The organism is Flavobacterium undicola (assembly GCF_009909155.2).
In the GTDB taxonomy this organism is placed as follows: Bacteria; Bacteroidota; Bacteroidia; order Flavobacteriales; family Flavobacteriaceae; genus Flavobacterium; species Flavobacterium undicola.
The window spans coordinates 192,139-207,069 of record NZ_JAAAPM020000003.1 but is presented as its reverse complement, the minus strand read 5'-3'; the positions used below and the strand labels follow the sequence as shown (position 1 = coordinate 207,069).

The window sequence follows — 14,931 nt, the reverse complement described above, 5'->3', positions numbered from 1 at the left end:
ATCATGAGAAAAATTATCTATTCCCTTTTTATTGGTTTCTTATTGCTATCCTGTAGTGGTAATGATTCATCTCCTACACCGGAGCCCCAAAATACGGCACCGAGTGTTCCGGCATTGGTATCCCCAGCGAACGCTACACTTTGTATTGACAATGTCGTCAGTTTGGAATGGGGTGCCTCGACAGATGCTGAAAATAATCCGATTAGCTATCAGATACAAATTGCGACCGACAATCAATTTACACAAGTTGTAAAAACGGCCGAAGGCGCTGCAATTGGGCAAACAATAACTTTAAATAAAGGAACAGCTTATTATTGGAGGGTAAAGGCAACCGACAATAAAAACGCCTCCAGTAATTATTCAGCGACCTATAGTTTTTATACCGAGGCGGTGGCGGTGGCAAACTATCTGCCATTTTTACCCCAATTGGTTCAGCCGGAAATTAATTCTTTTATTAATCCGGCAACAGCAATCTTGAAATGGACAGCAACGGATGTTGATACCAATAATGTTCTTACCTACGATGTTTATCTTGGAACCGCAAATCCCCCTATCGCAAAAGTAGGGGACAATTTGGCATCAACTTCTTTAGGGGTAAACCCGTTGCAAGCTGCCACAAATTATTATTGGAGAGTTGTGGTAAAAGACAATAAAGGAGGAGAAACCATAGGTCAGGTATGGTACTTTAAAACCAATTAAAGCAACCATTTAATACTAAAAACATGAATTTAAAAGAATATAATAAAAAGGCATTTGAACAATTATTGAAAATAAAATTCATAATGTTATTTTTATTTTCGTTGCACGCAAACGCTCAAATACAAAGGGTAGAACCTCCTTTTTGGTATGCCGGAATGCATAATCACGAAGTGCAGATTTTATTTTATGGCAAAAATATCGCCGAAAATGAAGTGGCCGTTTCGAATGCGATTTCCATCAAAGCCATTCAAAAAACAGAGAATCCTAATTATCTTTTTGTAACTATTGACACTAAAAATGTGTCCGCTCAGGATATCCTTTTTTCTTTTTCGAAAAATAAAAAAGTGACGTTTACCAAGAAATATGCTTTAAAACAGCGCAAAGAAAATTCGGCTTCACGCAAAAGCTACGATGCTTCCGATATGATTTACCTGATAATGCCCGATCGTTTTGCGAATGGAAATCCCAAAAACGACAGCGAAAAAATGCTTGCCGAAAAAGCTGATAGAAATAACCCAAGCGGAAGACATGGAGGTGATATTGAAGGAATAATTCAAAATCTGGATTATATCAAAGAATTAGGTGCTACGGCACTTTGGCCGACACCGCTTTGCGAAGACAATGACCCTCAAGGTTCTTATCACGGATACGGACAATCGGATGTGTACCGCATTGATCCGCGTTATGGAACCAATGAGGATTACCTGAGATTGGCTGCCGAATTGCACAAAAGAGACATGAAACTCATCATGGATTATGTGACCAACCATTGGGGAACGGCGCACTGGATGATAAATGATTTGCCTACCTATGATTGGATTCATCAATTTCCGGGTTATGCACAAACCAATTACCGCATGACGACCCAATTTGATCCCAATGCTTCCAAAATTGACGCTAAAATGTGCATGGATGGCTGGTTTGTAAAATCAATGCCGGACTTAAATCAGTCAAATCCTTTGGTGTTAAATTATTTGATTCAAAATGCCATTTGGTGGATAGAATATGCCGATTTAGATGGGTTTAGGGTAGATACCTATTCGTACAATAATAAGGAAGGTATCGCAAAATGGACGAAAGCCATCACCGAAGAATATCCTAATTTTAATATTGCAGGCGAAGTTTGGATGCATGACCAAGCACAAATGGCTTATTGGCAAAAAGACAGTAAACTGGCCGCCATTCAAAATTACAATTCCTATTTACCCAGCGTAATGGATTTTACTTTAATGGAAACACTTGCTAATGTATTTAAAGAGAATCAATCGGCATGGGATAAAGGAATTATTAATGTTTATGATAATTTCACCAATGATTTTTTGTATCCCAATCCAAATAGTATAATGACTTTTGTCGAAAATCACGACACCCAACGTTTTAACGAGATCTATAAAAAAGGTTTTAAAAAGTACCAAATGGCCATGGCTCTGATTGCTACTGTCCGTGGTATTCCACAACTCTATTATGGCTCTGAAATTGGCATGGCCGGAAATAAAAATGAAGGTGACGGAGCAATTCGCTTAGATTTTCCAGGCGGATGGAAAGGCGACACCCACAGCGCCTTTACTAAATCGGGAAGAACCGCGGCAGAACAGCAATTCTTTGATTTTACTGCTAAATTATTCCAATGGAGAAAAGAAAATGAAGCTGTACATTTCGGAAAAATGACCCACTATATTCCAGAAAATAATGTCTATGTTTACTTTAGGTTTACCGATAAAAAAACTGTGATGGTTGTTGTGAATAATGGATTGACTACAAGAAATATCGAAACAAAACGCTTTCAGGAAAATATAAAAGATTTCAAATCAGGAAAAGATGTTTTGTCTGGAAAACTTATTGATTTAAAAAGTGAATTTATGATTGAAGCACAATCGGTTTTGCTACTAGAATTGGAATGAAAAAATAGTAGCTTTGTTTGATTCTAATTTTTAGGTTTCTATAAGCGTTTCTTAGCTTTTTAGATAAATTAAACGAGTAGCTACAATTTGTATGAAAATAAATAAATGGATTCTTGGTTTTTTGTTGGTCGCCCTTTGTTCTTGCAATAAAAAACAGACTCTTATTAAAGAACAGCCAGAAGATGTGGCTACACCCGCAAATATGGTTTGGGTGCCTGGAAACACGTTTACTCAAGGAGCAAAAACAAACGACAGATTAGCACTCGAACATGAAAAACCAGCACATAGTGTTGCTGTTGATGGTTTTTTTATGGATATCACCGAAGTTACCAATGCCAGTTTTAAAAAATTTGTAGGCGAAACTCATTATGTCACCACTGCCGAAAGACCTATTATTTGGGAAGAATTTAAAAAAACTTTGCCTGAAGAAACGCCTAAACCAGCCGATTCTTTATTGCAACCTGGTTCTTTGGTTTTTAATGATAAAGTAAAAAATGTTACGGATTATACTGATTTTAGACAATGGTGGAAATGGGTTACAGGAGCTAACTGGCGTCATCCTGAAGGGAAAAAATCCAATATTATAGGAAAAGACAATTATCCGGTAGTGCATATTTCCTTTGAAGATGCTGAGGCTTATTGCAAATGGGCGAAACGTAGATTGCCAACGGAAGCCGAATGGGAATTAGCAGCTATGGGAAATTTAAAAAACAGCATTTACACTTGGGGAAATGATAAGTCAAAAATAGATAAAGAAGCCAATACCTGGCAAGGTAATTTTCCAAATTATAATAGTAATCAAGACGGTTATGCTGCTTTGGCTGCCGTAAAATCATTTGCTCCAAATTCATTAGGAATTTATGATTTATCTGGAAATGTCTGGGAATTTACGCAGGATTATTACAATGCAAATTATTATCAGGAATTGTTTTCGAAAGGAGAAACAACACGCAATCCGCAAGGTGCTGCCGAAGCTTTTAATCCAAATAATCAATTTGAAAAAGAAAGAATAATAAAAGGAGGTTCTTTTTTGTGTAACGAATCCTATTGTTCTAGTTTTAGAATTTCTGCCCGAATGGCATTGGCTGAAGGTTCCAGTTCCAATCATGCCGGTTTTAGAACGGTAGCCGATTTAAAAATGCTTCAACGAAAGTAATCTAAATTATAATACGGTTTTTTTGTAGTTTCGTCATTGACTATTTCCGTTTTGGATTTAGACAGATTAATAGAAATTATGAATAGCAATTTTCGTCGATATATTTTACTTGGGTTGTTTTTGTGTTTCTGTGTATTTCTAAATGCGCAGCAGTCTTTCGTATTTACCTCCATCGATTCTAAAAATGGACTTTCGGAAAATAGAGTACGTACTATTTTGCAGCTTCAAGATGGGCGAATGGTTGTCATTACCGAAGGGGTTACCAATATTTATGATGGAACTTCCTTTAAATATTTACATTTAGAAGGCAATAATATTTCCCGTCTCACTGGCTATTCAGGATTTCACCACGGCTATGTGGACCAAGAATATGTCTGGATAAAAGACAAAGGAAAGTTGATGCTTCTTGATATAAAACAGGAACGTTTTGTGTCGAAACCAGATAGCGTTTTATTTAAAATGGGAATTCGAGAACCCATTGCCGACTTTTTTCTTGATGCTTCTCAGAATTATTGGGTGCTTACTTCTTCTGATAAGTTGTTATTTCGAAATGCCAAAAATGGAAAGACTTCAATTTTTCTTAAAAATGTTTCTACTCCCAATGGATCAAAAGACCAATTGTATGATGTAGCTGTTATACGCCAACAACTTTTTCTTTTTTATAGAAACGGATTAATCGTTTGTTATGATTTGAAAACAGCCAAAGAGTTGTATAAAACCAATTCTTTGTCGAATGAAAATCCAACGAAATATGGCAACACGCTGATGGTTGTTCAGTCGGAGAATTCATTGTATCAGATACGAAATGGAGGAGGAGGTATTATGTTAGGGTATGATATTAAAAAACGGACTCATACAAAAATACTTCAAACCGACTATTGGCTCAATACGATTTCTGTTGATAGTAAAGGCAATTTATGGGTGAGTTGTGCCATCGGATTGTGGTTGATTGACAAGAACCTGAAACAAAAACAATTTATTCCATCGTTTAAGTTGGTTGATGGAACCGAAGTAAATACCGAAGCAAGTACGCTTTATAACGATTCCCAAGGCGGACTCTGGATTGGGACATTCAATCACGGATTGTTGTATTATCATCCCGACCGATTCAAATTTAAGAATGTTGGGAAAACGTTTTTTGGGACACAATTAAAAGATATTGATGTAACTTGTTTTGAGCAAACGGCACAAAATACGATTCTGGTTGGAACAAAAAAGGGACTGTACAGCTATTCGCCCAAAACTTCGAAACTTTTCATTTTTCGCGAATTACCTGCCGATGTAGATTGTCTTTCGATGACAAAAGACTCCCAAAATCGGATTTGGATTTGTACCAGGAATAAAGGAGTGTATTGTTTGCAAAACAATCAGCTTAAACATATTGATGGGCTTGGTGGAAATTGCCGTTCCATTGCGGAGAAACCGGATGGACAATTTTTAGTTGCAACATCTGATGGATTAGCTAATTTTAATCCTGTGAGTGGAAAGTTTCAGTCACTTCAATTGACATTGAATGGCGAAGCATTAGGTTCCGTTTCTCAATTGATTCCTTTTGACAAACAATCTTTTTTGGGAAGAAGTAACACTGGATTGTTTGTTTATAATTATAAAATGAACAACATCCGCCAACCGCTGAAAGAACTTTTGAAGAACGAAAACCAAAATTATACAGCTATTTTTAAGGACAGTCGTGGGATTGTGTGGATTGGAACTCAGGATGGATTAAGTGTTTGGCAGCCATCAAAAGCCGAATTGCATACGCTTTTTACCGATGATGGTTTGGTTAATAACAGCATTAAAGGAATTGTAGAAGATAAACAAGGACTAATATGGATTACCACAGCGGGAGGTGTTTCCCGTATTGCGGTAAATAATAAAGGAAAACAGCTTCGTTTTTCTATTGCTAATTTCAATCATTATGATGGGGTGATTGAAAATGAATTTACTCCTTCCGCTACTTTTGCATCAGATAAGGGGCAGCTCTTGATGGGCGGTGTAAATGGGTTCAATATCATCGATTTGCAAAAACCTTGGTCGTTTAAACAATTGCAAAAACCATTGTTTACTGGCTTGATGCTTTTTGGAACTAAAGTAAAATCGGGTGAATCCTATGATGGTAATACCATATTGAAAAATGCAATCGCTACAACTAAAAGTATAGCTTTAAACTATAATCAGAACTTTATAAGTGTTGATTTTTCGGCATTGAATTATGTCAATCCCACGCAAACGTATTACCGCTATCGTTTGGAAGGTGTTGATGATAATTGGCGTGAAATAGTGGCGCAAAACGGAACTGGAACTGCCACTTATACTAATTTGGCTTCAGGAACTTATGTGCTGAAAGTGAAAGCAGCCAGCAATAGTAGAGAATGGTCGAAGGAGTATGCCGAAATCAGCATTGTTGTTAATCCGCCTTTTTGGAAAACGCCGATCGCTTATGTTTTGTATCTGGCAATCGTCTTGCTGTTGCTTTATTTGTCGTTGTCGTATTATAAAAAATGGACCAATCAGCAATTAATGCGAAAGAATGAAGAAAAACTGAATCAAATGAAGTTTAGTTTCTTTACTAATGTCAGTCACGAATTCCGCACACCGCTTACGTTGATTATTACTCCGTTGGAATCCATATTGAAAGAAATAAAAGAGACGGCTATCGAATCCAGGATTAAATTAGTGCACCGTCATGCGTTAAACTTACAGCATTTGGTAAATCAATTATTGGATTTTAGACGCTTGGAAATTTCGGGTGAAAAACTGAATCTAACTTTTGGCGATTTGGTAGATTTTGTAACGCAATTCGAAGATTTATTTGGCAAACTAGCTCAGGAAAAACAGATTGAGTTTTCGATACAATCCGAAAAGCCAGAGTCATTTATGTATTTTGATAAAGACAAATTATATAAGGTAATCAATAACCTGTTGTCGAATGCTTTTAAATTTACTCCAGCAGGGGGAACAATTACAGTCCAACTTTCGCAACCAATGGAGAATCAAAATTTGGATTTTGTTCAGCTTAAAGTTATCGATTCAGGTTCGGGAATCTCAGAAAACGATTTACCTAATGTATTCAATCGTTTTTATCAGGCTTCAACAACTCAGGGTGGAAGTGGTATTGGATTGCATTTGGTGAAAGAATATGTAGCATTGCATTCGGGAGATATAATTGTGGAAAGTGAACCCAATGTAAAAACGGTATTTGCTGTTACAATTCCAACAAATCTTGTTCCTCAAAAAATAGATTTTGAAACTCTTCTTGTAGTTCCTGAAGACACAATCGGTAATCAGATTATTGCAACACCATCAAAAAAAGAAACCCTTTTAGTAGTCGAAGACAATGACGATTTAAGGCATTTTCTGGTAACGGAGTTGTCTCATAAATACGAAGTTTTTGAAGCTGCTGATGGTGAAGAAGGAGAACATTTGGCTTTGTCAAAATCTCTCGATTTGATAGTAAGTGACGTGATGATGCCCAAAGTCGATGGCTTTGAACTATGCAAACGCATAAAATCGAATGTACAGACTTCGCATATTCCAGTAATATTATTGACTGCTCGCACATCCGAAGAGTTAAAAATGACTGGGTATCAATCGGGAGCCGATGAATATTTGGCTAAGCCATTTAATTTGGAAATATTATTACTTCGAATAGATAAATTGATTGCACAGAAAAATCAACGGCAATCAACCTTCTCGCAAAAATTAGAGGTGAATCCAAAAGAGATTACCATTACTTCAATTGACGAACAGTTAATCGAAAAAGCACTTGGCTACATGGAAAAAAACATGGATAATCCCGATTATTCCGTTCAGCAGTTTAGTCAGGATTTGGGAATGGATCGAACGGTTTTATATAAAAAAATGCAATCCATAACTGGGCTTGCCCCTTCGGAATTTATTCGTTCCATTCGATTAAAACGCGCCGCACAACTTTTAATTCAGGGGCAGTATCCCGTAGCCGAAGTAGCCGAGAAAGTGGGTTTTAATACGCAGAAATATTTCAGTAAATATTTTAAGGAAGCTTTTGGAGTCAGTCCTTCAAAGTATGCTCAAAATGAAAAAAATGCGGATAATGAGCTGTTATAGATGAATAAACAACGAAATGTACCAATGAAAACAACATATCATACCCATTCGTTTAAGTGAATAAAAATAGCTTTGGTTCTTATTGATTAACTTAAATTAAACCAAATGAAAAATGCATTTCTGAATAGAAATCACCAGTACATTCTGTTACTTGTGTTGTTTTCTTTTACTTCATTAGCAGCTCAAAATTATCAAAAAACAACCTTAAGGGTAAAAATTAAATTGCAGTCCTACAATAAGGATATATGGTTTCCTTAAAAAGGAAAAATCTTAAAGTTGATGTTAATTGAAATCGGACAAGATATCTTATCATACACTTGCTAAATTAGAAATTTTTAATTATTGCAACTTATTTAAAGTGAACTCTATAAACTTTCATTTATTCAGTGATGAAAACAAATAATAAAAACAAATGATAAAAAGTAAATTTAAAAAATTTGCTGTAGTAGTATTCATTAGTCTAACCTCACCTATTGGTTTTGAATGTCTTGCACAAAATCCAATTATTCAAACAAGATATACTGCAGATCCTGCTCCTATGGTGTACAACAATACTTTTTATGTATATACGGGGCATGACGAAATTACTAAAACAAATAAATGGTTTAATATGAAAGAATGGAGATGCTATTCATCAACAGATATGTCAAACTGGACAGATCTCGGATCACCAATGAACTTGAAAACATTTAGTTGGGGAAATGTTGATGCATGGGCTTCCCAATGCGTTTACCGAAACGGAAAGTTTTATTGGTATGCTTGTATCAGACTAAAAAAAAACAGGTTTGGAATTGGAGTTGGAGTATCAGACAGACCTGAGGGACCTTTTACCGATGCAATCGGAAAACCATTGATTACAGGTGATAACTATCTTGATCCAACTGTGTTTATAGACGATGACGGTCAAACCTATATGTATTTTGGTAACGGGAAACTTTGGCTGGTGAAATTAAATCAAGATATGATTTCCACTTCAGGCCCAATAATAGAAATTCCCCAGACAGCAGCATCTGTTGATAGCTATCTTGAAGCTCCTTGGTTATATAAGCGTAACGGATTATACTACTTGACATATGCTGGTCAGGTACCTGAAAGAGAAAACATCTGTTATAGTACGAGTTCAAGTCCAACTGGTCCTTGGGAATATAAAGGTGTCATTATGCCAGAAGAAGGTGCCAGTTGGACAAACCATCCAGGAATAATTGATTATAAAGAAAATTCTTATTTTGTATATCATAATGGTGCATTGCCAGGAGGAGGAAATAGTTGTCGTTCAGTATGTGTGGATCAATTTAAATATAATGCAGATGGCACAATACCGCTGATTAGGATGACAACAACAGGTTCGGAACAGATTGGAAATCTAAACCCATATATCAGGCATCAGGCAGAAGAAATCTGTTGGGAAGAGGGTATTAAGACCGAAACAAGCAGCAAGATTGGTGTCTTTGTTACGTCTATTGACAATGGTGATTACATTAAAGTGAAAGGTGTTGATTTTGGTAAAGGAGCGAAAGCGTTCAAAGCAAGTGTGGCTTCTGCTTCTAAAGGAGGAAAAATCGAAATTCATATTGATAGCGCTTTGGGTCTTTTGTTAGGAACCTGTAATATTGAAAATACTAATGATTGGAACAAGTGGATTACTAAAAGATGTAAACTAATTAAAACAAAAGGAGTGCATGATGTGTATTTTGTTTTCAAGGGCGAAGAAGGTAAGTTATTCAATTTTGATTACTGGAAGTTCAAATAAATATAAACATAAAACAAATGAAAAAAAGTAAATTCAAAAAACTTGCTGTAGTAGCATTCATTAGTCTAACTTCTCCAATTGGTATTAAATGTCTTGCACAAAATCCAATTATTCAAACAAAATATACTGCAGATCCTTCACCGATGGTTTATAAAGACACGGTATTTCTTTATGCCGGTCATGACGAAGATGATGCCAAAGGTTTTAAAATGTATAATTGGTTACTTTATACCACGACGGATATGGTAAATTGGACTGACCATGGGATTGTTGCATCTCTAAACATGTTTAGTTGGGCTGCCGAAAATGGAGCATGGGCTCCTCAATGTATAGCCAGAAACGGTAAGTTTTATATGTATTGCCCTGTGGCCAAGAAAAAAGGCTCAATGGCAATTGGCGTAGCAGTTTCAAACAGCCCTTATGGACCTTTTATCGATGCGTTAGGAAAACCACTGATTGAAAACAATAGTACTGGTGACATTGATCCAACCGTATTTATAGATGATGAAGGACAAGCTTATATGTATTGGGGAAATCCAAACTGTTTTTATGTAAAGTTGAATACTGATATGATTTCATATTCAGGTGATATTGTAAAAATTGATTCTAAACCAGCAAATTATCAGGAAGGACCATGGTTCTACAAGAGGAACGGACATTATTATTTAGCTTACGCATCGAAATGTTGTCCCGAAGGAATGGGTTATGCAATGAGTAATAATCCAACAGGTCCTTGGGAATATAAGGGAATGATTATGGATCCTAACCACTTATCATCAGGAAACCATCCAGGTATAATAGATTACAAAGGTAATTCGTATGTTTTTGGTTTTAATTATGCACTTTTATGGGCTAAGTCTAATACTCATTACGAAAGACGTTCAATATGTCTGGAAAAAATGACTTATAATGCTGATGGCACCATTCAAAAATTGCCTTTTTGGTCAACAACAGGGCCTGAACAGATTGGCACTTTAAATCCTTATCTTAGAAATGAAGCAGAATGCATTGCATGGGAATCTGGTGTGAAAACAGAAAAAAGTGATCTTACTGGAGTATACGTGACTGATATTGAAAATACTGATTACATTAAAGTAAAGGGAGTGAATTTTGAAAATGGAGCAAAATCACTAGAAGTAAGCGTGTCTTCCGATACAAAAGGAGGGGAAATTGAAATTCACGCCGATAGTCTTTCTGGTCCTTTACTAGGAACATGTTTGGTACAAAATACAGGTCATTGGCAAAAGTGGGTTACTAAAAAATGCGCAATAAGCAAAACAAAAGGGATACACGATCTCTATTTTGTATTTACCAGTGGTGAAGGCAAAATGTTTAATTTTGACTGGTGGAAATTTTCTACTAAAAGATAAAAAGAACTAAACCACTCTTTATTTTCAGTGCAAAGATTTGTTTGATAAGAGACTGAAAGCCTCAATTTTGGAAACTTTTTATCAATACTAAAAAATCGAAGATTATATTTTTACATTACTAAAATACTGCCATAAATTGCAGGGTTTTAGACCCGGAACAAATAAATAAACATAAGGGTACCTTAAAAACTCACGAATTTGAATAAGTGTCCAAGAATGCTTAAATTGCTCTGATGAAAAAATTTAAGAGACATAGAGATTACGGTTTTTTTGACCAAGATATTCGATTATCAAAATTGAGCAAATTAGGAGATCCTTTAGAGAAACTAAATGCACATATTGATTTTGAGATTTTTAGAGATTTATTAGAAACTAATCTTTCAAAAATTGCCAAAGGTAAGGGAGGAAGAAAACCCTATGATTATGTTTTGATGTTCAAAATTTTAATCCTTCAGCGTTATTATAATGTGTCGGATGACCAAATCGAATATCAAATAAATGACAGAATGAGCTTTATGCGCTTCTTAAATTTGACTATAGCAGATGACATTCCTGACAGTAAAACAGTTTGGAGTTTTAGAGAGCAATTGATTGATCTAAAATTAGTTGACGAATTATTTGCTTTGTTTTTGAAAGAGTTGGAGCAACTAAATTTGATAATAAACGAAGGAAAAATAATTGACGCTAGTTTTATAGAAGTTCCAAAACAAAGAAATAGCAGGGCTGAAAATGCTGAAATTAAAGCTGGAAACACTCCGGAATCGTTCAATGAAAATTCGAATAAAAAATCTCAAAAGGATTTAGATGCAAGATGGACTAAAAAGAATAATGTAAGTTATTATGGTTATAAAAATCACGTAAAAGTAGATGCTAAAAGTAAATTAATTGTAAAATATGAGGTAACAGATGCTTCTGTACATGACTCACAAACGCTAGAAAGTCTACTCGATGAAAATGATTCAGATGAAGATTTCTATGGAGATTCTGCTTATAGAGGTCAAAAGCAACAAGATATTATATCTCAAAAAGAGATGAGCGATAAAACCTGTAAAAAAGGCTACAAAAACAACCCGTTAACCGAACAAGATAATGCAATTAACAAAGAGAAATCAAGGGTTCGCTCAAGGGTTGAGCATGTTTTTGGTTTCATGGAAGGAAGTATGAACGGAATGAATTTGTATGCCATTGGACTAAAAAGAGTTGAAGGACTTATTGGGTTGATGAATTTGACCTACAATATGTTTAGAAAAATTCAAATTCAAACTATTTAATGGGAACGTGCGCATAGTTACCAATACAAAATATTACAACAGCCTTGGTTTTTAGGTATTTAACCGAGAGATGGTTCTCAAAATATGAAAACTTAAAAACTACTTTCTGTTTTTTAAAAACGCTAAGAAGCAATTAGAAATACTGAAAGTAGTTTTTAGAGATTACCATAAATACAAACATAATATGAAAAAAATCTATTTAATTCTATCATTTTTAATAGTTTTTGCTATTAATAGTCAGGCACAATCGTATCAAAAAACAAATTTGGGTATAAAATCTAAAATCAATTCAATAGATATCGAAATTCAATTTTATAACCCAAACATTGTTCGTATTTTGAAATCACCTGAAGGAGTTGCTTTCAAAAAAGAAAGTCTTTCCGTAAACAAAAAACCACAGGATACAAAATTCACAATCCAACAAAAAGGAGATATCATTTCGTTGAAAAGCGAAAAACTGAAAGTTGATGTTAATTTGAAATCGGGTAAAATATCTTATTATACACTTGCTGGAGCAGCACTTTTAAGTGAGAAAGAATCGGGTACAACGTTTACTGATTTTGATGATGCAGGATCTAAAACCTATAGCATCAATCAATTATTTACACTCGACAAAGACGAGGCTATTTATGGTCTGGGGCAACAACAGCGAGGCAAATTATCGCTGCGTAACGCAAAAATCAACATGGTACAAGGCAACCTCGATGATTATGTTCCTTTCCTTGTTTCTACAAAAGGTTACGGATTGTTCTGGGATAATTATTCTCCTACTACTTTCGAAGATAAGCCAGAAAGTACTTCATTCAAATCAGAAGTTGGTGATTGCATTGATTATTATTTTATGGTTGGTGGAAATATTGACGGTTCCATTGCAGGTATGCGTGAACTTACCGGACAAGCTCCCATGTTTCCATTATGGACATTTGGTTATTGGCAAAGTAAAGAACGTTATAAGAGCCAAAATGAACTGGTAGGCGTAGTGAGTAAGTATCGTGAACTGGGTGTTCCACTTGATGGAATTATTCAGGATTGGCAGTACTGGGGGAATAATTATTTGTGGAATGCTATGGACTTTCTTAACCCCGAATTCCCTAGCCCAAAGAAAATGGTGGATGATATTCACAACATGAATGCACACGTAATTATTTCTATTTGGAATTCATTTGGACCACAAACCAAGCAATTCAGAGAAATGCAACCAAAGGGCATGCTTTTGAATTTTGGTACTTGGCCACAATCTGGATTGGATACATGGCCGCCAAACCGTGACTATCCATCAGGTGTTCAGCCTTATGATCCATACAATCCAGAAGCTCGTGATATATATTGGAAGTATTTAAACAAAGGTCTTTTCTCGTTGGGAATTGACGGATGGTGGATGGATTCGTCCGAACCAGATCATCTAGACTTTAAACCTTCCGATTTTGATTTAAAAACGCACCTTGGTTCATTTAGAAAAGTGCGTAATGCTTTCCCGTTGATGACAGTAGGAGGAGTTTCAGAACACCAACGTGCGGCAAGTTCTGACAAGCGTATCTTTATCCTTACCCGCTCAGCATTTGCCGGACAGCAACGTTACGGAGCAAATACATGGTCGGGCGATGTGAATTCATCTTGGCAATCCTTGCGCAATCAAATTCCTGCAGGCCTGAACTTTTCTATGAGTGCAATTCCTTATTGGAATACGGATATTGGTGGTTTTTTTGCAGGTGCTTATAAAAAAGGATGGGGTGAAGGAACCAAGAATCCATCATTTCAAGAATTGTATGTTCGTTGGCTTCAGTTTGGGGCATTTACGCCTATGATGCGTTCGCATGGTACAGATATTCCTCGAGAAATATATAATTTTGGAAAAAAAGGCGAAACAATCTATGATGCGATAGCCAAAACAATTGATTTGCGTTATTCACTGTTGCCCTATATTTATTCTGCTTCTTGGGATATTACAAATAATCAATCTACTATGATGCGTGCTTTGGTAATGGATTTTAATGATAAGAAAGTGGTAGACATGAACAATGAGTATCTATTTGGTAAATCAATATTGGTTGCGCCAATTGTTAATGCCCAGTATACTCCGGAAACTATTGTAAAATCAAACGAAGAAACAGGTTGGGATAAAAATAATGATGCCAACAGTACAAAAGCCCAAGCTGTAACTTTTACCCAAGTTAAATCAACAAAAGTGTATTTGCCGGAAGGAACAGCGTGGTATGACTTCTGGACAAACGAGAAAATTAATGGAGGTAAGGAAATTGAAAAAGCAACAACCATCGATGAAATCCCTTTGTACATTAAATCAGGAAGTATTATTCCTTTTGGTCCAAAAGTGCAATATGCTACGGAGAAAAAATGGGATAAATTAGAAATCCGTGTTTATCCTGGAGCTAATGGCGAATTCACTTTATACGAAGATGAAAACGACAATTACAATTATGAAAAAGGAGCCTATTCTACTATAACTTTTAAATGGAATGAGCAAACCAAAACATTAACTGTTGGAAAAAGAAAAGGAGACTTCAAAGGAATGATAAAAAACAGAACGTTTAATATTATCCTTGTAAGTAAGGAAAAAGGAACTGGAATGACTGGTACAACTAATTTCGATAAAACAATTAGCTACGACGGAAAAGAAAAATCAGTGAAATTGTAAAATTTTCATTCTTTAGAATAAATAAAAAATCCTTAAACAGTGATG

At 35.6% G+C, this 14,931-nt stretch carries 8 protein-coding genes; all 8 read left to right on the top strand.

Annotation, left to right across the window (positions count from 1 at the left end):
* Positions 1-3 precede the first annotated feature (3 nt).
* The 8 genes from GTZ96_RS03185 to GTZ96_RS03150 all read left to right on the top strand — a co-directional run bounded on the left by GTZ96_RS03185 (position 4) and on the right by GTZ96_RS03150 (position 14,886).
* Complete coding sequence (locus tag GTZ96_RS03185) at positions 4-699, top strand: glycoside hydrolase family 78 protein (protein ID WP_161641137.1); 696 nt, start codon at positions 4-6, stop codon at positions 697-699.
* Positions 700-722: 23 nt separating this feature from the next.
* Positions 723-2,600 carry a glycoside hydrolase family 13 protein gene (locus tag GTZ96_RS03180; protein ID WP_235972832.1) on the top strand — a complete coding sequence of 626 codons (1,878 nt, stop codon included), beginning with the start codon at positions 723-725 and terminating at the stop codon, positions 2,598-2,600.
* 91 nt (positions 2,601-2,691) lie between these two features.
* Positions 2,692-3,756, top strand: a complete 1,065-nt coding sequence (locus tag GTZ96_RS03175; protein ID WP_161641136.1) for a formylglycine-generating enzyme family protein — start codon at positions 2,692-2,694, stop codon at positions 3,754-3,756.
* 78 nt (positions 3,757-3,834) lie between these two features.
* Complete coding sequence (locus GTZ96_RS03170) at positions 3,835-7,842, top strand: hybrid sensor histidine kinase/response regulator transcription factor (protein WP_161641135.1); 4,008 nt, start codon at positions 3,835-3,837, stop codon at positions 7,840-7,842.
* 412 nt (positions 7,843-8,254) lie between these two features.
* Positions 8,255-9,592, top strand: coding sequence for a glycoside hydrolase family 43 protein (locus tag GTZ96_RS03165; RefSeq protein WP_161641134.1), 1,338 nt, complete (start codon positions 8,255-8,257; stop codon positions 9,590-9,592).
* Positions 9,593-9,609: 17 nt separating this feature from the next.
* Positions 9,610-10,962: a glycoside hydrolase family 43 protein gene (locus tag GTZ96_RS03160; protein WP_161641133.1), complete on the top strand. Its 1,353-nt coding sequence runs from the start codon at positions 9,610-9,612 to the stop codon at positions 10,960-10,962.
* Positions 10,963-11,195: 233 nt separating this feature from the next.
* A complete protein-coding gene (locus GTZ96_RS03155) occupies positions 11,196-12,233 on the top strand; it encodes an IS5 family transposase (protein WP_161641132.1) in 1,038 nt (345 codons plus the stop codon).
* Positions 12,234-12,417: 184 nt separating this feature from the next.
* The gene (locus tag GTZ96_RS03150) at positions 12,418-14,886 is read left to right on the top strand and encodes a glycoside hydrolase family 31 protein (protein ID WP_161641131.1); all 2,469 of its coding nucleotides are present in this window, start codon (positions 12,418-12,420) and stop codon (positions 14,884-14,886) included.
* Positions 14,887-14,931: the final 45 nt, after the last annotated feature.